This window comes from Nocardioides sp. NBC_00850, assembly GCF_045207335.1.
In the GTDB taxonomy this organism is placed as follows: domain Bacteria; phylum Actinomycetota; class Actinomycetes; order Propionibacteriales; family Nocardioidaceae; genus Nocardioides.
In genome coordinates this window covers 2,954,945-2,976,435 of record NZ_CP108845.1, presented here as the reverse complement: position 1 = coordinate 2,976,435, position 21,491 = coordinate 2,954,945, and the positions used below count along the sequence as shown (strand labels likewise).

At 69.6% G+C, this 21,491-nt stretch carries 21 protein-coding genes; 15 read left to right on the top strand and 6 right to left on the bottom strand.

All coding sequences use genetic code 11. The features are described from left to right. Window positions 1–13: 13 nt before the first annotated feature. Window positions 14–1,477, bottom strand: coding sequence for an RNB domain-containing ribonuclease (locus OH802_RS14475; protein WP_406029049.1), 1,464 nt, complete (start codon window positions 1,475–1,477; stop codon window positions 14–16). A 17-nt stretch (window positions 1,478–1,494) separates the two neighbouring features. Continuing rightward, window positions 1,495–1,815, bottom strand: a complete 321-nt coding sequence (locus OH802_RS14470; RefSeq protein ID WP_406029047.1) for a hypothetical protein — start codon at window positions 1,813–1,815, stop codon at window positions 1,495–1,497. Window positions 1,816–1,917: 102 nt separating this feature from the next. On the opposite strand from OH802_RS14470, the gene yaaA reads away from it, so the two are divergent. Together yaaA and OH802_RS14460 are read left to right on the top strand one after the other, a co-directional pair. Further along, window positions 1,918–2,694, top strand: coding sequence for a peroxide stress protein YaaA (gene yaaA / locus OH802_RS14465; protein WP_406029045.1), 777 nt, complete (start codon window positions 1,918–1,920; stop codon window positions 2,692–2,694). Between the two features lie 182 nt (window positions 2,695–2,876). Then, window positions 2,877–3,167: a GIY-YIG nuclease family protein gene (locus OH802_RS14460; protein ID WP_406029043.1), complete on the top strand. Its 291-nt coding sequence runs from the start codon at window positions 2,877–2,879 to the stop codon at window positions 3,165–3,167. A 103-nt stretch (window positions 3,168–3,270) separates the two neighbouring features. Here OH802_RS14460 and OH802_RS14455 read toward each other — a convergent pair whose 3' ends face one another. The 3 genes from OH802_RS14455 to OH802_RS14445 form a co-directional block, all read right to left on the bottom strand. After that, on the bottom strand, window positions 3,271–3,957 hold the full coding sequence (locus OH802_RS14455) for a histidine phosphatase family protein (protein ID WP_406029041.1): 687 nt from the start codon (window positions 3,955–3,957) through the stop codon (window positions 3,271–3,273). After that, window positions 3,954–4,655: a zinc ribbon domain-containing protein gene (locus OH802_RS14450; RefSeq protein ID WP_406029039.1), complete on the bottom strand. Its 702-nt coding sequence runs from the start codon at window positions 4,653–4,655 to the stop codon at window positions 3,954–3,956. The genes OH802_RS14455 and OH802_RS14450 overlap by 4 nt, the downstream gene beginning before the upstream one ends. A 72-nt stretch (window positions 4,656–4,727) precedes the next feature. Then, window positions 4,728–5,525 carry a Nif3-like dinuclear metal center hexameric protein gene (locus OH802_RS14445; protein WP_406029037.1) on the bottom strand — a complete coding sequence of 266 codons (798 nt, stop codon included), beginning with the start codon at window positions 5,523–5,525 and terminating at the stop codon, window positions 4,728–4,730. 155 nt (window positions 5,526–5,680) lie between these two features. Here OH802_RS14445 and OH802_RS14440 point away from each other — a divergent pair, with 155 nt between their 5' ends. From OH802_RS14440 to OH802_RS14395, 10 genes are all read left to right on the top strand, one after another. Beyond that, on the top strand, window positions 5,681–6,823 hold the full coding sequence (locus tag OH802_RS14440) for an ABC transporter ATP-binding protein (RefSeq protein WP_406029035.1): 1,143 nt from the start codon (window positions 5,681–5,683) through the stop codon (window positions 6,821–6,823). Then, window positions 6,820–8,028 (top strand): spermidine/putrescine ABC transporter substrate-binding protein, encoded by a 1,209-nt coding sequence (locus tag OH802_RS14435; RefSeq protein ID WP_406029033.1) that lies wholly within the window; start codon window positions 6,820–6,822, stop codon window positions 8,026–8,028. Before OH802_RS14440 ends, OH802_RS14435 begins: the two co-directional genes overlap by 4 nt. Continuing rightward, a complete protein-coding gene (locus OH802_RS14430) occupies window positions 8,021–8,953 on the top strand; it encodes an ABC transporter permease (RefSeq protein ID WP_406029031.1) in 933 nt (310 codons plus the stop codon). Before OH802_RS14435 ends, OH802_RS14430 begins: the two co-directional genes overlap by 8 nt. Beyond that, a complete protein-coding gene (locus OH802_RS14425; RefSeq protein ID WP_355228615.1) occupies window positions 8,950–9,783 on the top strand; it encodes an ABC transporter permease in 834 nt (277 codons plus the stop codon). Before OH802_RS14430 ends, OH802_RS14425 begins: the two co-directional genes overlap by 4 nt. Further along, complete coding sequence (locus OH802_RS14420) at window positions 9,783–11,426, top strand: amidohydrolase (RefSeq protein WP_406029029.1); 1,644 nt, start codon at window positions 9,783–9,785, stop codon at window positions 11,424–11,426. The genes OH802_RS14425 and OH802_RS14420 overlap by 1 nt, the downstream gene beginning before the upstream one ends. A 21-nt stretch (window positions 11,427–11,447) precedes the next feature. Then, entirely contained in the window at window positions 11,448–11,696 is a 249-nt protein-coding gene (locus OH802_RS14415) for a zinc-ribbon domain-containing protein (RefSeq protein WP_406029027.1), read from the top strand. A 105-nt stretch (window positions 11,697–11,801) separates the two neighbouring features. Then, window positions 11,802–12,773, top strand: coding sequence for an intradiol ring-cleavage dioxygenase (locus OH802_RS14410; RefSeq protein WP_406029025.1), 972 nt, complete (start codon window positions 11,802–11,804; stop codon window positions 12,771–12,773). 93 nt (window positions 12,774–12,866) lie between these two features. After that, a complete protein-coding gene (locus OH802_RS14405; protein ID WP_406029023.1) occupies window positions 12,867–13,529 on the top strand; it encodes a TetR/AcrR family transcriptional regulator in 663 nt (220 codons plus the stop codon). 82 nt (window positions 13,530–13,611) lie between these two features. Next, window positions 13,612–15,309: a phytoene desaturase family protein gene (locus tag OH802_RS14400; protein ID WP_406029021.1), complete on the top strand. Its 1,698-nt coding sequence runs from the start codon at window positions 13,612–13,614 to the stop codon at window positions 15,307–15,309. A gap of 330 nt (window positions 15,310–15,639) precedes the next feature. Further along, on the top strand, window positions 15,640–16,734 hold the full coding sequence (locus tag OH802_RS14395) for an IS110 family transposase (protein WP_406029019.1): 1,095 nt from the start codon (window positions 15,640–15,642) through the stop codon (window positions 16,732–16,734). A 287-nt stretch (window positions 16,735–17,021) separates the two neighbouring features. Here OH802_RS14395 and OH802_RS14390 read toward each other — a convergent pair whose 3' ends face one another. Beyond that, complete coding sequence (locus OH802_RS14390; RefSeq protein ID WP_406029017.1) at window positions 17,022–18,563, bottom strand: AMP-binding protein; 1,542 nt, start codon at window positions 18,561–18,563, stop codon at window positions 17,022–17,024. A gap of 104 nt (window positions 18,564–18,667) precedes the next feature. Here OH802_RS14390 and OH802_RS14385 point away from each other — a divergent pair, with 104 nt between their 5' ends. The 3 genes from OH802_RS14385 to OH802_RS14375 are packed head-to-tail and all read left to right on the top strand — an operon-like array spanning window position 18,668 to window position 21,046. Beyond that, the gene (locus tag OH802_RS14385) at window positions 18,668–18,940 is read left to right on the top strand and encodes a hypothetical protein (RefSeq protein ID WP_406029015.1); all 273 of its coding nucleotides are present in this window, start codon (window positions 18,668–18,670) and stop codon (window positions 18,938–18,940) included. After that, the gene (locus OH802_RS14380; RefSeq protein WP_406029013.1) at window positions 18,927–20,396 is read left to right on the top strand and encodes a sensor histidine kinase; all 1,470 of its coding nucleotides are present in this window, start codon (window positions 18,927–18,929) and stop codon (window positions 20,394–20,396) included. Before OH802_RS14385 ends, OH802_RS14380 begins: the two co-directional genes overlap by 14 nt. Continuing rightward, window positions 20,381–21,046 (top strand): response regulator transcription factor, encoded by a 666-nt coding sequence (locus OH802_RS14375; RefSeq protein WP_350666096.1) that lies wholly within the window; start codon window positions 20,381–20,383, stop codon window positions 21,044–21,046. The genes OH802_RS14380 and OH802_RS14375 overlap by 16 nt, the downstream gene beginning before the upstream one ends. Window positions 21,047–21,491: the final 445 nt, after the last annotated feature.

Below are 21,491 nucleotides of genomic sequence, written 5' to 3'. Positions count from 1 at the left end.
TACGTCCGGGAGGTCAGGCGAGGGTGAAGCCGACCTTCCGGGCGACGACGTCGGCCGTCTCCAGCCGCACCTCGACCTCCTCGCCGAGCGGGAGGGCCGTCGCGCCGGTGACCCGGGCCTCGATGGCGGGCTCCTCGACGGTGATCGAGCCCTTCTGCTTGTCCTCGTCGTCTATCTCGACGACGACCGCGGTGAAGGTCTCTCCGACCCGCTTGGACAGCACCCCGGCCTCGACGAGGTCGACGACGCCGCGCTCGTAGGCACCGCTGGTGCGCGAGGAGGCACGCATCGTGTCCGGGAGGGTGGTGAACGCGCTGGTCACCCAGCCGGGGACCGGCTGGTCGGCGCAGAGCGCCAGGCAGACTTCGCCGGCGTAGCGGTCGATCAGCCGGCGCAGCGGCGCCGTCACGTGCATGTACTCGTTCGCCAGCGCCGAGTGCTCGGTCAGCTCGGGGAGCTCGCCGTTGAACGAGGCGTACCCACTCCCGCGCAGCAGCCGGGTGCACGCGATCGCCATCGCGGCGTGCTTGCCGTTCTTGCCGTCGAGCGAGCGGATGAAGTCGGGGTAGAGCATCTCCGCCGGCCACTCCAGCCCGAGCGCGCGAGCGGTGCGGTGCAGCCGCTGGACGTCTCGGGGGTCGGGTTCGGGGAGGGTCCTGAGGAGTCCGACGCGGGCGTAGACCATCAGGTCGGCCGCCCCGAAGCCGGTGAGCAGCGAGATCTGGGCGTTCCAGTCCTCGACCGGCAGCAGGTCGCGGTACTCCAGCGACCACTGATCGCCCTGGACCGAGATCTCCTGGTCGCGCAGCGGCAGGTTCACTCCGCCGCGGGCCGCCTCGAGGGCGATCCGCTTCTCGCCGATCTCCTTCAGCAACTGGAGGGAGTCGGCGTAGTCCGTCTCGCCGAACCCGTCCCCGTCGAACATCTTCTGCACACCGTCGTAGGAGAGCTTGGCCCGCGACCTGACCAGCGCACGCTCGACGAACGTGTCGGTCCCCTCCCCGGACGCATCGAGCCTGTGGGTCCACAGCAGGGCGGGACGTACCTGGTCCGGGAGCAGCGAGGCGGCGTCCTCGGAGAGCACCTTGGGGTGGAGCGGGATCTTCGCATCAGCGGCGTAGAGCGTCTCGCCGCGCTTGTTGGCCTCCAGGTCGACCGGATCGCCGGGCGCCACGAAGGCGGTCACGTCGGCGATCGCGTAGTGCACCACGTAGCCGTCCCCGTCGCGCTCCAGGTGGAGCGCCTGGTCGAGGTCCATCGACGTCTCGGGGTCGATCGTGACGAACGGCAGGTCGGTGCGGTCCAGCTCCGGGAGTCTGGGGTTGGCCGCGGCGGCGGCCGCCGCTTCCTCCACCTCAGGCGGGAACTCGGGGGTCACCCCCAGCTCGGCCTGGAGCGCGGCGATCCCGTCGCGGAGCGTGGTGGCGGCGACACCGTTGTCGGCACTGGCGACCCGGATGATGCGTGCGGAGCCCATGGCCAGAACTGTAGTGGCTACTTCTTCTTCGAGTCCTTGTACTTCTTGTGCAGCGCGGCGGCATCCTTGCCGAACGCCTTCGGGTTGCCCTTGAAGGCGCCGAACTGGTCCCACAGGCGCTTCGTGGACCCGTTGTACGCCTTCGCCGACCTGTCGATTTTCGCCACCGCCCGGCGCTGGGAGGAGGTCAGCGACCGCCTCGCCCGGAGGTGCTCCGACCGCGCCCGAGCCTTCTTCGAGACGTCCTGGATCAGCCAGAACAGGCCGACGATGATGATCACGACGAGGAAGCCGGCGAGGTTGGGCCCGGAGGCGGTCTCGGCGGCCAGAACGATCATGACTTGACGGTAGGCTCGCGCATTCTCCCAGGTCACGGGCGCTTTGAAAGATACCCAATCCTCGATTCGGCCATCCTGGTCCAGGGCGGCACGATAGTCCCCGTGCTGATCCTGCTGCCGCCCTCGGAGGGCAAGACCGCGGCCGTACGCGGCAACCCGCTCGCGCTCGACGACCTCCGCCTCCCGGGGCTCAACCCGGCCCGCGCCAAGGTCATCGACGCGCTCGTCGAGCTCTGCACCACGCGCCCGGACGAGGCCGTCGACATCCTCGGCATCCCGAAGACCCAGCTCGAGCTCGTCACCTTGAACGCCGAACTGTTCGAGGCCCCCACCGCGCGCGCCGACCGGATCTACACCGGCGTCCTCTACGACGCCCTCTCCCCCGCGACCCTGTCCCCCGCCGCCAAGCGCCGCGCGACCAGCCGGGTCATGGTGACCAGCTCCGTGTTCGGCCTCGTCGGCCTGGCCGACCGGATCCCTGCGTACCGTCTCTCGGGGGACACCACCCTCCCCGGCATCGGCGGCGTCCAGGCCCACTGGCGCGCCCACCTCGGCGCCGGCATCACCGAAGCGCTCGGCGACGGCCTGCTCGTGGACCTCCGGTCCGGGACGTACGCCGCCTTCTGGCGCCCCGACGAGGTCGCCGCCCGCACCGCCACCGTCCGCGTCCTCCACGAGCACAACGGCCAGCGCAAGGTGGTCAGCCACTTCAACAAGGCCACCAAGGGCCGCCTCGTCCGAGCCCTCCTCGAGTCCGGCGCCAACCCCCGCACCCCCGCCAAGCTCGCCGACGCCTTCCGCGACCTCGGCTGGACCGTCGAGACCGGCCCCGCCACCAAGACCGGCACCCAGCTCGACATCATCGTCGCCGAGATCTGAGTCCCGGTCCGCCCGTTCGGCCATATAGCGACTGTGTTGGTCTCGACACGCCTCCGCCTAGCGGCTCCGGCGGCTCGACCAGCGCGGCAACCGCTGGTCGAGCCGCGAGCGCCAGCGAGCGTGTCGAGACCAACACGGTCACCTGCGGCGAAACTGTCGGTGGTCGCGCCCAGAATCGGGACATGCCTTACATGTACATTCTCCGCTGCCGCGATCACATGCTCTACGTCGGAAGCACGTTCGACCTGGAGAAACGCATCGCCGAGCACAACGCCGGCCTCGGTGCCGAGTTCACGGTTCGGCGTCTACCGGTCACCCTTGCGTACGCCGAAGAACATCAGACGATGGCCGATGCCTACCGACGCGAGAAACAGGTCCAAGGGTGGAGCCGGGCCAAGCGCGAGGCACTGATAGCCGGGGACCTCGACCGGCTGCACGACCTCGCTCGCCGTCATGGCAAGCGGTCGCCATAAGGACTGTGTTGGTCTCGACACGCCTCCGCCTAGCGGCTCCGGCGGCTCGACCAGCGGGGCGACGGCCCGCCGAGTCGGCTCGTTATAACGAGCCGACTCGGCGTCAGAAGAGTCCGGCGGCGAAGGGGTCGCGGGAGACGGGGAGGCCGTTGAAGAGGCGCATCGAGGCGCGGTCGTCGGCGAAGAAGGAGACGACGGTGACGGAGGCGGGCGAGAGCTCCATGCTGAAGACTCCGCCGATCGGGGCGCCCAGGGCGTGGGCGACGATCAGCTTGATCGGCGAGACGTGTGAGGTGACCACGACGGTCTCGCCGGCGTGGGCCTCGAGGACCCGCGAGAGGCCGTCGAGCACGCGGGCCTGAGCGGAGTCGAAGGACTCGCCGCCCGGGGGCGCGACCTCGGTGGCCCCCATCCAGGCCTTCATCTCGTCGGGGAACCGTTGGGCGACCTCACCGAAGGTGAGCCCCTCCCACTCCCCGAACTCGATCTCGGCGAAGGCGGGCTCCTCGACCAGGCTGGCACCGAGCGCACCGGCGACGAGCTCACCGGTCTCGACGGTGCGCAGGACCGGCGAGGTCACGACGGTCGAGACCGAGGACGCGAGCGGCTTGAGCCACTCCGCGGTGAGCATCACCTGCTCGCGGCCCTCCTGGGTCAGCGGCGGGTTGTCGCCGCCGAGGCCGCCGGAGAACGCCTTGGCGGCGGTGTGCTTGGTGACCCCGTGGCGTACGAGAACCAGCGTCGTCGCCGCCGCGCCGGCTCCCCAGCCGCGCGCGGTCTTCTCGCTCACAGACCCGACTCGGCGGTGCGGACCAGGATGCGGGAGCACTCCTCGCAGCGCACGACCTCGTCGGCGGCGAGGCCGCGGATGCGGGAGATCTCGGCGGGGTCGAGCTGGAGGTTGCAGCCGCCGCAGCGGCGGGCGCGAAGCTCGGCGGCACCGACACCCATCTTCTCGCTCAGCCGCGAGTAGAGGGCGAGCAGGTCATCGGGGATGCCCTCGAGCGCCGGCGCCCGCTCCTCGGCGACCCCGGCGAGCTCGCCGTCGATCTTCGAGGTCTCGACGTCGACGGAGTCGACCGCGACGGCGAGCTTCTCGGTGATCTCGGCGAGCTCGGCCTCGAGCCGGGTCACGCTCGCCTGAGCCTCCTCGAGCTGCTCCATGACCTCGAGCTCCTCGTCCTCGAGCACCGAGATCCGGCGGTCGAGGGTGGCCAGCTCGTGCTGCATGCGCTCGAGGTCCTTGGCACTGCTGATCGCCCCGGAGTCCATCCGCTCCTGGTCGCGCCGGCGGCGGGTCTTGACCGCCTCGACGTCGGCGTCGGCCTTCTTCTGCACCCGCTCGAGGTCGTCGCGCGTGATCCGGGCGTCGCGTACGGCATCGTCGGTGGTCTTCTTCGATGCCTGCAGCTCCGCCACGACGGCGGCCTGCGGCAGATGCGCACGGCGGTGGCGCAGCTGCAGCGCGCGCGAGTCCAGCTCACACACGTCGAGCAGCTTCACCTGGGCGAACGGGTCGGCTTTCAGCGGATTCTCCTCAGCTATTCACACACGATTTTCTTACAGACGCAGCGTCCACGGGTCGGTGACGATCTGGCTGACCCGGGTCTCCACCGTATCTCCCAAAGCCTCGTTCAGTCGCCTCGCCAGGACAGGCAGCCAGGTCCACTCCGCCGCCCAGTGTGGGATGTCGATCAGCGCACCGCCCTTCTCGAGGAACTCCGAGGCCGGATGGTGGCGCAGATCGCTGGTCACATAGACGTCGTACGCAGCCACCTGGTCGAGCAGGAAGTCGCCCGCGCCGCCGCACAGCGCCACCGATGAGACCGGCCGGTCGAGGTCGCCGGCGACCCGGATCCCGGCCGCAGTCGCGGGCAGTGCGGCTGCCACGGACTCGGCGAAGGCGCCCAGCGTGGTCGGCTCCACGGTCCCGGCCCGGCCGGTCCCGACATCGTCGGTGAGCCCCGGCACCAGCGGCCGCAGCGAGCTCAGACCGAGCGCGAGCGCCAGCGACTCCGAGACGCCGCCGAGGGCCTGGTCGGCGTTGGTGTGCGCGGTGAGCAGCGCGCACCGAGCGGAGACCAGCGTCGAGAGCGTACGCCCTTTGGGGGTCGTCGCGGCGAAGCCGTGCACACCCTTCAGGAACAGCGGATGATGGACCACGACCAGGTCCGCACCCCACGCGGCCGCCTCCTCGGCGACCGGCAGGGTCGGGTCGACGGCGAGAAGCACCTTCGAGACGGACTGCGAGGGCTCTCCCCAGACCAGCCCGACGGCATCCCATTCGTCGGCGGTCGCGGGCGGGTACCAGTCGTCCAGCAACGAGGTGACGGTGGACAGAGTGGGCGGGGTCGGCATGGGGTAAACCCTAGATCCCGAGACCGGGGCCGCACTCAGCGGCGGCGACGTACACGAAATCAAGTTCGTAACCGTTCTTTTACAACTGATTCCGTACTTTTCCCCGGATCCTGTGGTGGAATGCAGCGCTAAGTGAACAATCGACTGGAGCAGCGATGACCACGACAGCTACCCCGGACCAACCCTCCGGCTCGGTAACCATCACCGGCCTGACCAAGACCTATGGCCAGGCCACGGCGGTCGCCGGCCTGGACCTGGAGATCCGGGCCGGCGAGTTCATCTCGCTGCTCGGCCCTTCGGGCTGCGGCAAGACCACGACGCTACGCATGATCGCCGGCTTCGAGAAGCCCGATTCCGGCAGCATCATCATCGGCGGCAAGGACGTGGTCAGGCTCGCGCCCTACCAGCGCGATGTGAACACGGTCTTCCAGGCGTACGCGCTGTTTCCGCACAAGTCCGTCGCGGAGAACGTCGCCTACGGCCTGCAGCAGCGCAAGACACCCAGGGCCGAGGTCCGCGAACGGGTCGTCGAGGCGCTGCGGATGGTGCGGATGCTCGACTTCGCCGACCGCGGTCCGGCCCAGCTCTCCGGCGGCCAGCAGCAGCGGGTGGCACTCGCCCGCGCGCTGGTCAACCGCCCCGGCGTCCTCCTCCTCGACGAGCCGCTGGGCGCCCTGGACCGCCAGCTGCGCGAGGAGATGCAGCTCGAGCTCAAGCTGCTCCAGTCCCGCCTCGGGATCACCTTCGTCTTCGTCACCCATGACCAGCACGAGGCGCTCGCGATGAGCGACCGGATCGCGATCATGCGCGCCGGGCGGATCGAGCAGCTCGCCGACGCCGAGACCGTCTACAACCAGCCCGCCAGCGCGTACGTCGCCGGCTTCGTCGGCCAGCAGAACTTCCTGCACGGCGAGGTCAGCGCCGACGGCACCACCGTCGAGACCCCCTTCGTGGTGGTCGAGGGTCCCGCGAAGCCCGACGGGAAGCCCGGCGAAGCCCACCAGGCCGCGATCCGCCCCGAGATGATCTCGATCGAGCCCCGGGCCGAGTCCGGGACGGCGACGGAGAGCCTCAACTCCGTCGCCGGCGAGGTCCTCCAGGTCTCCCCGCTCGGCGAGGTGATCCAGTACCTCGTCAAGGTCACCGACGAGCTCAGCCTGCTGATCCGCCGCCCCACCCATGGCGCCGCCCGGCTCTCCCCCGGCGACCCGGTCCTCTGCGGCTGGGCCGCCGAGGACGTACGTCTCTTCCCTCTCGATACTCCGCTCGACCCGTCCACCGCTAGGAGCCCACAGTGAACAAGCCTGTAAACAAGAGTGGCAACGTACGCATCCTGGCCAGCCATGCCGGCGCGCGAGCGATCCGTCAGGAGCTCTCGCGGCGCCACTTCCTGAGCCTGGCAGCTCTCGCCGGTGCCGGCGTCGCGCTGAGCGCGTGCGGCTCGGACGGCGGTGGCGGGGCATCCAGCGCGGTCGAGCCGGGCGGCGGCGCGACCGGCGGGCCGGTGGAGAAGTCGCTGTCGATCTACACCTGGGGTGACTACGACTCCCCCGAGGTGATCGACGCCTTCGGCAAGACCGGCCCGAAGGTGACGCTCGACTCCTACGGCTCCAACGAGGAGCTGATCTCGAAGCTGGTCGCGTCCGAGGGCACCAGCGGCTACGACATCGTCGTGCCGACCGGGGTCTACATCCCGCAACTGATCGAGAACGAGATCATCGTCCCGCTCAACAAGGACCTGATCCCCAACATGGCCAAGGTGGACCCGAAGTTCCTCGGCCAGGACTGGGACCCGGAGAACGAGTACTCGGTGTGCAAGTGCTGGGGCACCACCGGGTTCGTCTACGACACCACCGTGATCAAGCGCGACCTGGCGACGTGGGACGACTTCATCGACGCAATGCAGAACGAGGCCTCGGGCAAGACCTCGCTGCTCGACGACCCGCAGGGTGTCGCGGGCCTCTACTTCTGGGCCAATGGCATCGACTGGAACACCGAGGACATGGCCGACTACGACGCCTACGAGGCCGAGGCGGTCGAGAAGTGGGCACCGCACATCGCCGGCTTCGACTCCTACCCGGCCACCGGCGCGATGCAGCAGAACACCTTCGCGCTGATGCAGAACTGGAACGGCGACTCCCGCCTCGGGATCCTCGAGCACAAGCAGCCCGACCGCTGGAAGTGGGTCCTGCCCGGCCCGACGACCGAGCTGTGGATGGACAACTGGTGCATCCCGACCGGTGCGCCCCACCCCGAGGCCGCGCACGCGTTCCTCGACTACGTGCTGGAGCCGGAGAACTCGTTCCTGGAGATGGACTACATCGGCTACAACACCGGCGCGCTGGGCATCGAGGAGATGGCCGCGGAGCGCAAGGTCGAGCTGCCCGAGATGATCTTCTTCAACGACGAGCAGCTCGCCACCATGAAGAACGGCGCTGTCAACGAGGCTCAGGACCGGCGTACGGAGGTCTACGACAAGCTGAAGGCCGCCGCCAGTGCGTAAGCGTCTCCCCGGTTTTGTCCTCGCTGTCCCCGCGTGGCTGTGGCTGACGGTCTTCTTCGTGGTGCCGTTCCTGCAGATCGCCTGGTACAGCTTCGGTGAGAAACCCGGGATGTTCGGCACCCACAGCAACGCGGTGATGTCGCTGGACCGCTACGCCGAGGCGTTCAGCCCGACCTTCTTCACAATCTTCCGGGCGACGCTGTGGATGAGCGTGCTGGGCACGGTCGCCTGCCTGCTGATCGCGCTGCCGGCTGCGTACTTCATGGCGGTGAAGGTCCCCGCACACCGCCGCGGGCTGCTGGTCGCCCTGGTGATGGTCCCCTACTGGACCTCTTTCCTGATCCGGACGATCGGCTGGAAGGTGATCCTGTCCTCCGAGGGCGCCCTGGCCGGGTTCCTGACCGACGTCGGCCTGGTCGCCGACCCGCACGACCTGCTCAACACCCGAGGCGCGGTGCTGCTGGGGCTGATCTACAACTATCTGCCGCTGATGATCCTGCCGATGTACGTCGCCTTCGACCGCGTCGACAACGCCCTCGGTGAGGCGTCCAAGGATCTCGGCGCCGACCGGGTGCGGACGTTCTTCCAGGTCACCCTGCCGTTGGCGCGGCCCGGGATCATCGCCGGCATCGTCCTGGTCTTCATCCCGATGATGGGCGACTACGTCACCCCGGCGGTCCTCGGCGGCGCGAAGGGAACGATGGTCGGCTCCCTGATCGCCAGCCAGTTCCTGACCGCGCAGAACTGGGCGCTGGGCTCGGCCATGGCGGTCGTCCTCATCCTGCTCACCATGCTCATCGTCGTCCTCGCCATCGCCCTGATGTGGTGCGTGGGATGGCTCCTGCACAGGCGCAGCAAGCTGGTCATCGGAACCGTCCCGCCTCCGGACACGAGGCTGCACACCAAGGAGGTGGTGACGGCATGAGCAGACCCTCCGGCACCAATCTCGCGCTCGGCGCGTGGACCACGCTCGTCTTCCTCTTCCTGTTCGCCCCGATCATCGTGATCGGCATCTACTCCTTCAACGGCGGCCGACTGCTCACCGCCTGGGACGGCTTCAGCCTGGAGCCGTTCACGGCGATCATCGAGCGCCCGACCGTACGCCACACCGTCGCCGTCTCCCTGCAGACCGCCGTGGTCGCCGCGCTGCTGGCGAGCGTGCTCGGCACCCTGGCCGGCATGGCGATGGCCCGGTTCCCGGGCCGCTGGGCGGGCCCGTTCACGCTGCTGTTGCTGCTGGTCTCGGTGACGCCCGAGATCGTCGACGGCATCGCGCTGCTCCCCTGGTTCGTGACGCTCGGGCAGGACTGGTCGCTGCTGCCGTTCAACAACGGCTACGTACGCCTCGTGGTGGGCCACTCGCTCTTCGCGACCGCGGTCGTCACCTACATCGTCCGGGCCCGCCTGGTCGGTCTGGACGCGTCGCTGGAGGAGGCCTCGGCGGACCTCTATGCGCGGCCGGTGGCGACGTTCTTCAAGGTCACGATCCCGCTCGTCGGACCGGCGGTGCTCGCCGGTGGGCTGCTGGCCTTCACGCTGAGCCTCGACAACACGGTGATCTCCTCGTTCATCAACGTCTCCGGCACGACCTCGTGGCCGGTCTACGTGCTCTCCTCGGTCCGCTCCGGTCTCAAGCCCGAGATCGCCGCCGTCTCCACGATCCTGCTGGTCCTCACGCTCCTGGTCCTCGGCCTGGTGGCGCTCGTGCTCAAGCGCTCGGGCTCCTCGGTCACCGACACCATGGCCGTCAACTGATGGGCGGTGACGCCCTCCCGGCGGACCTGCTGCTGCGCGGTGGTCGCGTGCTGCGCGAGGGCCGCTGGGCGGACACGGCTCTCGCCGTCCGGGACGGGCGGATCGTGGCCATCGGCGAGGAGCTCGACGCTCTGGCCGGCCCTGAGACGGTGGTCGAGGAGCTCGACGGCCAGTGGGTCCTGCCCGCCTTCCACGACTCCCACGTGCACCCGATCCAGGCCGGGCTGGAGATGAACCAGTGCGACCTGACCGGTCTCTCGACCCTCGAGGGCTACCTGGACGCCATCGGGTCCTACGCCACGGCCAACCCGGGACGCGCCTGGGTCACCGGCGGCGGCTGGTCGATGGACTCCTTCCCGGGCGGGGTGCCGAGTGCCGAGCCCCTCGACCGGCTCCTTCCCGACCGGCCGGTCTTCCTGCCCAACCGCGACCACCACTCCGCCTGGGTGAACAGCCGCGCGCTCGAGCTCGCGGGTGTCGATGCCAGCACGCCCGATCCCGCCGACGGGCGCATCGAGCGCGACTCGGCCGGCCGGCCCACCGGCGCGCTGCACGAGGGTGCGATGGAGCTGGTCGGCTCGCTGGTCCCCGCCCCGACCTCGGGCGACCTGACCGAGGCGCTGCTCACCGCACAGCGCCATCTCCACTCCGTCGGCATCGTCGGCTGGCAGGACGCGCTGGTCGGCGCCGGCCTCGGCATGCCCGACTCGCTGCCGACCTACGTCGCCGCCAACGACTCCGGCGTGCTCACCGCGAAGGTCGTCCTCGCTCAGTGGTGGGACCGCGACCGCGGCCTGGAGCAGCTTCCCGAGCTGATCTCGCGCCGCGCTCTTGCCGCTCAGGTGGGGCTGGACGCGGGCAGCGTGAAGCTGATGCAGGACGGCGTCTGCGAGACGCACACGGCCGCCATGCTCGACCCCTACCTCGACTCCCACGGCCATCTCACCGACAACCGCGGGCTCTCCTTCATCCCGGCCGACGCCCTGGCGACGTACGTCGCGGCGCTGGACGCCAACGGGTTCCAGGCGCACATCCACGCGCTCGGGGACCGGGCGGTCCGCGACAGCCTGGACGCGATCGAGCACGCGCGGGCGCTCAACGGGGCCAGCGGTCTGCGCCACCATCTGGCCCACGTCCAGGTCGTCGACGCGGCCGACGTCCCTCGGTTCGCCGCCCTCGAGGTCACCGCCAACATCCAGCCGCTGTGGGCGTGCCTGGACGAGGCGGTGGAGGTGCTGACCCTGCCGTTCCTGGCACCGGCCGCGCGCAAGCAGCAGTACGTGTTCGGGTCGCTGCTGCGTACGGGTGCCCGGATCGCGTGCGGCAGCGACTGGCCGGTCTCCGACCCGGCGCCGCTGCTCGGCATGCACGTCGCGGTCAACCGCCGCTCCCCCGACCAGCCCGCCGACGCCACCCCGCTGCTGCCCGAGGAGGCGCTGACGGTCGCCGAGGCCCTCGCCGGCTACACCACCGGCACCGCCCACCTGAACCGTCTCGAAGGGTCCACGGGCCGGATCGAGACCGGGTACGCAGCCGACCTGGTCGTCGTCGACCACGACATCCTCGGCGAGGACACGACCGTCCTCGCCCGGACCCGGGTGACGAACACCTACGTCGACGGTCGCGAGGTCCATCGGCGCTGATCGCGTGCAAGACTCGTCGGCGTGATCATCTTCGGCCTCAAGACCTACACGCGACTGCTGGCCACGCTCTCGCTGGTCTGCCCACACTGCCGCCAGCAGGCAGCCCAGCGCCTGTTCGAGGTCGTCAACAAGTTCACACTCTTCTTCATCCCGCTCTTCCCCGTCAGCAAGTCGCGCCGGATGGACTGCACCTACTGCGGCTACGCCTCGAAGCTGTCCAAGGAGCAGGCCGACCAGCTCCAGTCCGCCCCGCGCCCGAGCGTCGGCTGATCCTCGGCGGCCTTCACAGGAACCCCACAGCCGGGGCAGGAGGTCCTCACGGATCCGGACGTCAGAGTCAGGTCAACGCACCAGGACCGACGTCAAGGAGAACCCATGAGCCGCGTACCCGAACCCGAGAACACCCCTGAAGGCCCCGCCTATGAGGGCCGCCTGCTGGCCCGCCCGGAGGAGGAGGTGGTCGACCAGGGTGCCGGCTTCGACATCTCGACGCTGCTGACCCGCCGCCGGGTCCTCGGGCTCGTCGGGGCCGGGGTCGGGGCGGCCGCCCTGGCCGCCTGTGGGGCGAGCTCGTCGGGTTCCTCCAGCACCTCCACAGGCGGCTCCGCCGCCAACACCTCCACGACCGCCGACGGGGAGATCCCGCAGGAGACCAACGGCCCCTACCCGGCCGACGGGACCAACGGCACCAACGTGCTGACCGAGTCCGGGATCGTACGCAGCGACATCACCTCCAGCCTCGACGGCGGCACCACGGTCGAGGGCGTGCCGCTCGAGTTCACCTTCACGGTGACCGACATGGCCAATCACAACGTGCCCTTCGAGGGGGTCGCGGTCTACCTGTGGCAGTGCGACGCGCTGGGCCGCTACTCGATGTACTCCGAAGGCGTCGAGGACGAGACGTACCTCCGCGGTGTCCAGGTCGCCGACGCCAAGGGTCAGGTGACCTTCAAGACGATCGTGCCCGGCTGCTACGACGGCCGCTGGACGCACATGCACTTCGAGGTCTACCCCGACGCCGACTCGGCCACCACCGGGGAGAACGCGATCGCCACCTCGCAGGTCGCATTCCCGGAGAAGATGCTGAGCAAGGTCTACCAGGACGACGCCTACGAGGGCTCGGCCGAGAACCTGACCAAGGTAAGCCTCGAGAACGACAACGTCTTCAGCGACGGCTACGACCTCGAGATGGGCAAGTTCACCGGCAGCCCGAGCGCCGGCTACAGGGGCTCGCTCGCCGTCGCCGTCGACACCGCCACCGAGGCCTCCATGGGCGGCGCGCCGGGCGGCGGTACCCCACCCGAAGGTGGTGACGGTGGCACCCCACCGGAGCCCCCGACCGAGTAACTCGTCCAGACGATCCCCGCCGAGTCGGCGCTACTGTCCCAGGCGCGCGGGACACCCCAGGTGGCCACGCGGCCTGCGCCCTACCCTGATCGGGTGAACGACGCCCAGAAGCCGAAGGATCCGGCCGGCGACGCCGTGGCCCGCGGGACGCGTCGCCGGGAGCGAACCCGCGCCCGGGTGCTCGATGCCGCCGAGCAGTTGTTGTCGCGGCACGCCCCTGAGGAGATCCGGATCGAGGACGTCGCCGCCTTGGCGGGGATCTCTCCGGCCTCGGTCTATGTGCACTTCGGCACCAAGGACGGGCTGATGGCAGCCGTCACTGAGCGAGTGCTCACGGTGGCCACCGAGACCCTCCGCTCGGCCTACGCCGCGCAGACGACTCCGCTCGAGCGCTTCGCCGGCGTCGGGTCGGCCTACCTGAAGCTGCTGCTGGAGCACCCGACGGTTGTGAAGTACCTGATGGTCACCGGCGAACGAGGCCCCCGGTCGGCGGTGGAGGATCAGGTCGTCGAGCGGTTCAGCGAGCTGCGGGGCGAGTTCGAGCAGAGCATCCGCGATGCGGTGGACTCCGGCGCGATCCGGAAGGTGGATCCGGAGCTGTTGTCCTACTTCCTCTTCGGATCCTGGAACGGGGTCGCCGCGCTGGCGTTGCGCCGGGACGCATTGGCGCTGGAGCCCGAGCGCGTCGAGCTGGCCGTGATCGAAGCCGGCCTGGTCTTGCTCGAGGGTCTGATCCAGGCTCCGCCTCCCGCCTGACGGACAGCGGGTCTTGGCGGAACGGGTCGAAACGAGTTAACTGGAGTCCGACTCCAAATTACTGCTCCGAAAGCGACCGGCGATGACGCGGACTGCGACACCCCCCACTCCGGGCCATGAGGCCTACGACGACACCTGGGATGCTGTAGTGGTGGGCGCCGGGCCGGGCGGCCTCACCTGCGGGGCCTACCTCGCAGCCAACGGCAAGCGGGTCCTGGTGCTCGAGGCCAACCAGGTCGTCGGAGGCAGCACCCAGGTCTTCCGCCGCGCAGGCAACAAGTTCGAGTTCGACGTCGGCACCCACTACGTCGGCGAGTGCGGCCCCGGCGGTCGGATGCAGACCGCGCTGTCCGGCCTCGCGCTGACCGAGCGGATCAAGTGGCTGCGCCAGCGACCCGAGGGCCACTGCCAGGTGATGATCCCTGGCACCACCTTCCAGACGCCGACCGGCTGGGACACGTACCTCGACCGGCTCATCGCGGCCTTCCCCAGCGAGGAGGCTGGGCTGCGCCGCTGCGTACGGATCATGCGGATCATCTCCGCCGGGGAGCAGCCGCGGCTGCGCCTCTACCACCTGCTGCGCTGGGGCATCCGGCCGATCACGAAGCTGATGGACGCCTGCGGACTGAGCGCCGACGCGCAGGCCGTGATCCTCGCAGAGAACGGCGACTACACCTGGCCGCCCTACCGCACGCCCACCGCGATGCACGCCGGCTTCCTCCACCACTACCTCCAGGCCGGCGCCTACTACCCGCGCGGCGGCGGGCAGGTCATCGGCGCCCACCTCACCGACGTGATCACCACGCACGGTGGCCGGGTGCGCACCAAGACCCGCGTCGAGAGGATCCTCATCGAGGACGGACGGGCGGTCGGCGTACGTCTGGCCGACGGCGAGGAGATCCGCGCCGAAGTCGTCGTCTCCGCCGCGGACTTCAGGAAGACCTGGGCCGACCTGGTCGGCGACGAGCACCTGACCCGCCGCCTGCGGCGCCGGCTCAAGGACCTCGAGATGACGCTGCCGATGTTCGCGGTCTACGTCGCCCTCGACGTCGACCTGCGCGAACGCGGCACACCGCCGCTGGCGTGGGTGTGGCCCACCAACGACGTCGACGGCTACTACCGCGAGGTCGAGGCAGGCCGCTGTCCCGACCAGATGCCCGTCGGGATCAGCTGCCCCACCGCCAAGGACCCCGAGGGTACACACTCGGCACCGGCGGGGTACTCCACGCTCGAGCTGGTCAGCTGGGCGCCTAAGGACCACGAGTTCTGGAACGTCTCCGAGGACCCGACCGACGGAGCGTCCTACGGCCGTGACGAGCGCTACCTCCAGCTCAAGGAGCAGCTCACCCAGCGGGTGCTCGACACCGCCGAGCTGATGATCCCGGACATCCGCGAGCGGATGGTCTTCTGCGAGGCCTCCACGCCGATCACCCAGGAGCGATTCACGTTGACCAGCGACGGCTCCTGCTACGGCATCGCGCCGCTGATCAAGAACCTCGGCCCCTTCCGGCCGCGGGTCAGCACCCACATCCCCGGGCTGTTCCTCGCCGGCGGCAGCACCGAGCACATGTTCGGCATCAACGCCACGATCTGGGGCGGCATGGGCACCGCCGGTGCCGTGCTCGGTCGCGACCTCGTCGCAGAGGTACGCGACGGCGCGGTCTTCGTGGAGGAGGCCGACCTGACCCCGATCACCGACGATTTCGACCCGCTCCTGGCCTCGAAGCCGGGCTCAGTGATCCGTCGGGCCGCCCGACGTCGCCCCAGGGCGATGGCCTGAGCGACCCACCGTCCGGTGCACGGGGTGAGCGCGAGGCTCACCCCGTGCGCCAGATCGTCTAGACGGTATGGAGTGACCCACTGAGGGTCGCGGTTCAATCTGTTGGGCTGCCTCGATGGCTGATGGTGTGCTGTCGCTGGTCGGTGTCAACGTCGTTCATGCTCGCTGCGCTGCGCGTGCTCCACGTTGACACTCTCCGACGCGACGGCACGGAGGCTGGTGATCGAGGGCTGCCCTGGGGGTTGTGGGCCGGAGCCTCACGCACAAGATTCGTGGGTTACCGAGCAGGGGCCGCCTGCTCGGCCTTTCCGACAATTGTGGGAGGCCCCGGTGTTTACCGAGCGTACGAGTGTTGGGCTCGACGTGCACGCCCGATCGGTCGCGGCAGCAGCGATCGATGGCGTCACGGGCGAGCTGTCCCAGACCAAGCTGACCCCAGCCTACGAGCACATCCAGTCCTGGCTGACCCGTCTGCCGGGCCCGGTCGCTGTTGCCTATGAGGCCGGCCCGACCGGATTCGGCCTGTACCGGCACCTGACCGCGGCCGGGATCCGGTGCGAGGTCGTAGCGCCCTCGAAGTTGCAGAAGCCACCGGGTGAGCGGGTCAAGACCGACGCCAAGGATGCAGTCCACCTGGCGCGGCTGCTGCGGCTGGACGAGTACACCCCGGTGGCGATCCCGACGGTGGTCCAGGAGGCTGCCCGTGATCTGGTTCGTGCCCGTGAGGACTGCCGCGGTGACCTGATGAGTGCCCGGCACCGACTTTCGAAGCTGCTGCTGCGCTACGGGATCGTCTACTACGGCGGTAACGCCTGGACCAGCAAGCACGACGCCTGGCTGAGGAACGAGGCATTGACACAGCTGACATCGCGGGCGACCCGTCTGACCTTCGACGCCGACTACGAGACGGTGCTGGTGACCAAGGCGCGCCGTGACCGACTCGACGGCGCGATCGAACAGATGGCCGCAGACTCGGAGTTCACCCCGGTGGTGCGGCGGCTGGGCTGCCTGCGTGGTGTCAGCACCCTGACCGGGTTCGCACTCGCGGTCGAGATCGGCGACTGGCATCGATTCAGCGGCAACTCGATCGGCTCCTTCGTCGGGCTGGTCCCTTCCGAGTACTCCTCGGGCAGTTCACGGACCCTGGGGCCGATCACCAAGACCGGCAACGGCCACGCCCGACGGCTCCTGGTCGAGGCCGCCTGGCACCACCGCCCGCGCTACTGGGTCGGGAAGGTCATGCGCGAGCGCTGGGACCTCGCACCCGCCCCGGCCCGGGCCCGTGGCGACGAGGGCAACCGACGACTGCACCAGCGCTGGGTCACGTTCATCGACCGTCGCAAACGCAGCACCGTCGCCAACGTCGCGATCGCGCGAGAGCTGGCCGGCTGGTGCTGGTCGCTGGCCGTCCTCGACGAGGATTGACCCCCTCTCCTTGTGCTGCTTCACCGGCACAAAGGCTCGATGGCAGCGCGTGGAGTGACCCGCGACTCAACTATGAGCAGCCCATCGACAAAGGCCACGCCCGTCCCTAGACACGCGGAACCACTCCAGCCGAACCACCGTCCTGCGGTAACCAACCCGCGCATATCAGTCTGACCGCGCGTCGCCAACGACACGCTCACCGAGCCAAGCTGACGAAGCAGAGGCGCCGCCGGAAGCCTCGAGCCCCGACGGCGCCTCACCCTGCCCTTGACAAGGGTTCGCACATATCAGTTGACCTTGCGCTCGCGGTCGCCCCAATAGGGCTCGCGGAGCTTGAACTTCTGCAGCTTGCCGGTGGCCGTACGCGCCAGGGAGTCGCGGAACTCGACGACCGTCGGCGCCTTGTAGCCCGCGGCTCGTTCCTTGCTCCAGGCGATCAGCTCCTCCTGGGTCGCCTGCGCGCCCTCGGCGAGGACGACGAGGGCCAGGATGGTCTCGCCCCACTTCTCGCTGGGGATGCCGATGACGGCGACCTCGGCGACCGAGGGGTGCAGGAAGAGCACGTCCTCCACCTCGGCGCTCGAGACGTTCTCGCCGCCGGTGATGATCACGTCCTTGATGCGGTCGGAGATGGTGAGGTAGCCGTCGTCGCCGAGGCTGCCGCCGTCGCCGGTGTGGAACCAGCCGTCGGCCAGCGCCTTCTCGGTCTCCTCCGGCTTCTCCCAGTAGCCCTCGAGCACGACGTTGGAGCGGGCCAGGACCTCCTTGTCGGGCGAGATGTCGAGGCTCACCCCGATCGCGGGCGCGCCGGCGCGGGTCAGCTTCGCGGCACGCTCCATCGGGTCGAGGTCGTCCCACTCGGCGCGGGTGCGGTTGATGGTCAGCAGCGGCGAGGTCTCGGTGAGGCCGTAGATCTGGATGAACTCCCAGCCGAGCTCCTCCTGGACGCGGACGACCGTCTTGGTGGGCGGCGGAGCACCGGCCATGATGATCCGGACCCTGTCCCGTCCGGGGATCTCGCCCTCGGTGGCCTGCCACTGCGGGAGCGCGTCGAGCACGGCGGCCGCCACCGCGGGCGCGGCACACATGTAGGTGACTCCGTGATCGCGTACGCGGCGCAGGATCTCCATCCCGTCGACCTTGCGCAGCACGATGTGCTTGATGCCGAGGCCGGTCGCCGCGAACGGCATCCCCCAGCCGTTGGCGTGGAACATCGGCAGCGTGTGCAGGTAGACGTCGCGGTCGTTGCAGCCGGCGTGCAGCGCGAAGGTCAGCGCGTTGGTCCAGATGTTGCGGTGGGTGATCTGTACGCCCTTGGGCCGGGCGGTGGTGCCGGAGGTGTAGTTGATCGCCGCGGTCGCGTTCTCGTCCGGCTCCCAAGGCTTCGGCTCGACACCCTCCTCGGCGTAGAGGTTGGCGTCGTCGCCGAGCACGAACCGGTGCTTCGCGGTCACGTCCTTCAGGGCCTCGTCGACCTCGGGGTCGACCCAGAGCACCGAGGCGCCGGACTGCTCCACGATGTAGGAGACCTCGTCGGGACGGAGCCGGAAGTTGACGGGCACCAAGATGCGGCCGTAGCCGGAGACGCCGTAGAACGCGGTCAGCAGTCGCGCCGAGTTGTGGGAGACGATCGCGACCCGCTCCCCCACCTCGATGCCGAGCTCGTCGAGCCTCGCCGCCATCCGCTTGGCGAGCGACTTCATCTCGGCGTACGTCACCTCCCCGAGGGAGGCCGCCGGCTGGTCGGGTTCGTCGACGATGCCCACCCGCTCGCCGTAGACGGATGCGGCACGGTCGATGAAGTCGTTGACGCTGAACGGGACGAACACGGGCGTTACCTCCAGGTGCAAGTGGTGACCCGGATCACTGTATCGATGAGAGGTCTCTCATGGACCCCCACATCGGACAGGTGGTCAGGCACTATCGGAGGGTCATGTCCCGCACCCTGAAACTCGTCCTCCCGCTGGTCGTCCTGGTGGCGGTCGGCGTCTACCTCGCCGGCTCCATCGCCGGAGCCTCCGACAACGACCCGCCGCCGCGCGAGCCCGTCGTGCTGCCCTCGGAGACCGTCTCGCCCTCCTCGCCCGGATCTCCGGGCGCCTCATCGAGCACGGATCCCTCGGGTGTCCCGGTCGTCACCCCTGGTCCCGTCGACGATGATGATGACGACGACGATGACCGCGACGACCGCCATGACGACGACTGACCCTCAGCCACCCGGGACCACACCGCCCCCGCGGCGCCGGGGGCTGTCCGTGCGCGCCCGGATCACCGCCTCGGTCGCCCTTCTGGTCACCCTCGCCCTGGCCGGCGCCGGTCTCATCGTCTACGCCGTCGAGCTCAGCCGGGTCGACGCTGCGACCACACGCGAGATGGAGCAGGAGCTCGACGAGTTCTCCAGGCTGCGCACCGAGGGCATCGACCCCGAGACCAGGGCGCCGTACGACGTGGAGGGCCTGCTGCGGACGTTCCTGAGCCGCAACGTGCCCGACGACGACGAGCTCCTCGTCGCCTGGGTCGACGGCCGGCCGCGCGCGCACTTCCCCGAGGACCCGCTGGTCGAATCGCCACGGTTCCGCAGCGCCGTACGCGACGTGGTCCGTGACGGTGGGACGACCTATCTCGACACCGCGGACGGCGAGGTACGCATCACCAGCCAGCCGGTGCGGCAGGACAACGCCCAGGGCACCACCGAGGGCGCCCTCCTGGTCGTCTCCTACCTCGACGAGGACCGTGCCGAGCTGCGCAGCACGATGCGCACCTACACGATCGTGGCCGCCCTCCTCGCGCTGCTCGTCACCGTGGTCGCGGCCTGGCAGTCCGGGCGGCTGCTGGCCCCGCTGACCAGGCTCCGGCAGGCGACCGGAGCGGTCAACGCCAGCGACCTCTCCGCCCGGCTGCCCGAGTCGGGCAACGACGACATCTCCGCCCTGACCAGGAACTTCAACGACATGCTGGCCCGCCTGGAGCAGGCGTTCTCCGACCAGCGCCAGTTCCTCGACGACGCCGGACACGAGCTGCGTACGCCGCTGACGATCATCGGTGGCCACCTCGAGCTCCTCGACGAGTCCGACCCGGCCGAGGTCGAGCAGACCCGGCGGCTCGCGCTCGACGAGGTCGACCGGATGAGCCGTCTGGTCGGCGACCTGATCCTGCTGGCCAAGCACGACCGGCCCGACTTCCTCACCCTGGAGGAGGTCGACGTCGACACCCTCACCGAGGACATCCTGGCCAAGGCCAGCGCCCTCGCCGACCGCGACTGGCACCTCGACGCGGCCACTCCCGGCACCTGGCGCCTGGACCCGCAGCGGGTCACCCAGGCGATGCTGCAGCTGTGCGACAACGCCGCCGGACACACCACGCCCGGCGACCGGATCGCGGTCGGCTCGGCGACCGTCGACGGCACCCTGCGGCTGTGGGTGCGCGACACCGGACCGGGAGTGCCCGCCGAGGACCAGGACCGGATCTTCGAGCGGTTCGCGCGCGGCGCCGAGACCGGCTCCGGCGACCGGCCGGGACTCGGGCTCGGCCTCGCCATCGTCTCCGCCATCGCCACCGCCCACGGCGGCACCGTGGGCGTCGAGGACGCGACACCCTCCGGCGCCCGCTTCACGATCACCCTGCCCGCACGCACCGAAGGAGAGGCATGGCCCGCATCCTGATCGTCGAGGACGAGGACCGCATCGCGGCCTTCCTGGCCAAGGGCCTGAGCGCCGACGGCCACCAGGTCAGCACCGTCGCCGACGGCCTCGAAGGGCTCGAGGAGGCGCTCAGCGGTGCCTTCGACCTGATGGTGCTCGACATCGGTCTGCCGACCATCGACGGCTTCGAGGTGCTCGACCAGCTGCGCGCCCAGGGCTCCCGGATGCCGGTGGTCGTGCTGACCGCCCGCGACTCGGTGCACGACACCGTCTCCGCGCTCGAGGGCGGCGCCGACGACTACCTGGCCAAGCCGTTCCGCTTCGCCGAGCTGCGGGCCCGGATCAACGTACGCCTGCGGCAGCAGGACAACACCGACGCCGAGGTGGGCGAGCTCCGCTCCGGTTCGGTGGGTCTGGACCTGCGTACGCGGCGGCTGCGGGTCGACGGGCGCGAGAGCGACCTCTCCGCGCGCGAGTTCGCGCTGGCGGAGGTGCTGCTGCGGCATCCGGGGCAGGTCCTCTCCCGCGCACAGCTGCTCGACCTGGCCTGGGGCATGGACTTCGACCCGGGCTCCAACGTCGTCGACGTCTACGTCGGCTACCTGCGCAAGAAGCTGGGCTCGGCCCGGGTCGAGACCGTCCGCGGCATGGGCTACCGCTTCCAGCCCTGACCCGGGCGTCGGAATCGATGCGTTCAGGGTACGTCTTTACGGTTCCAGCCATCGCGCCGCGCCGGCGAGCCGCCCACTCCACCTGATCTCGGAGGACGGGTTCGACCTCGTTCAGGGACCCCGCGGCACGGTCAGCCCGACGGCCGGCGACCTGGCGGAAGCCCGGACGCCGCGTGGGCCGAACCCGTGGCCGGAAGAAGGCGCAGCCACGTGCTGCTTGATTTGCCACGCATCGATTCCCGCCGGAGTCTCACGGAGCACGTCGACACCACCATCGCCTGATGCTGGCCGAGTCGGGCGAGCGTCGGGGGTAGCGCTTGCACAGGCGCGTCGCTACCCGGGAATCCACATGCTCGTCCTTGAGCATTCCCATGTGGCTCCAGTTGATCGCAGATACGACCCCATTCTGGCGTACCAAGCCCCAGGCTGGATCGTTCACGATTCC

Excerpts from the sequence above, each read along its gene's own strand:
- OH802_RS14380 (WP_406029013.1), top strand. The coding sequence starts at position 18,927 with ATGACGACGACTGACCCTCAGCCACCCGGGACCACACCGCCCCCGCGG.
- OH802_RS14420 (WP_406029029.1), top strand. The coding sequence starts at position 9,783 with ATGGGCGGTGACGCCCTCCCGGCGGACCTGCTGCTGCGCGGTGGTCGC.
- OH802_RS14445 (WP_406029037.1), bottom strand. The coding sequence starts at position 5,525 with ATGCCGACCCCGCCCACTCTGTCCACCGTCACCTCGTTGCTGGACGAC.
- OH802_RS14400 (WP_406029021.1), top strand. The coding sequence starts at position 13,612 with ATGACGCGGACTGCGACACCCCCCACTCCGGGCCATGAGGCCTACGAC.
- OH802_RS14425 (WP_355228615.1), top strand. The coding sequence starts at position 8,950 with ATGAGCAGACCCTCCGGCACCAATCTCGCGCTCGGCGCGTGGACCACG.
- OH802_RS14470 (WP_406029047.1), bottom strand. The coding sequence starts at position 1,815 with ATGATCGTTCTGGCCGCCGAGACCGCCTCCGGGCCCAACCTCGCCGGC.
- OH802_RS14460 (WP_406029043.1), top strand. The coding sequence starts at position 2,877 with ATGCCTTACATGTACATTCTCCGCTGCCGCGATCACATGCTCTACGTC.
- OH802_RS14385 (WP_406029015.1), top strand. The coding sequence starts at position 18,668 with ATGTCCCGCACCCTGAAACTCGTCCTCCCGCTGGTCGTCCTGGTGGCG.
- OH802_RS14375 (WP_350666096.1), top strand. The coding sequence starts at position 20,381 with ATGGCCCGCATCCTGATCGTCGAGGACGAGGACCGCATCGCGGCCTTC.
- OH802_RS14440 (WP_406029035.1), top strand. The coding sequence starts at position 5,681 with ATGACCACGACAGCTACCCCGGACCAACCCTCCGGCTCGGTAACCATC.
- OH802_RS14475 (WP_406029049.1), bottom strand. The coding sequence starts at position 1,477 with ATGGGCTCCGCACGCATCATCCGGGTCGCCAGTGCCGACAACGGTGTC.
- OH802_RS14410 (WP_406029025.1), top strand. The coding sequence starts at position 11,802 with ATGAGCCGCGTACCCGAACCCGAGAACACCCCTGAAGGCCCCGCCTAT.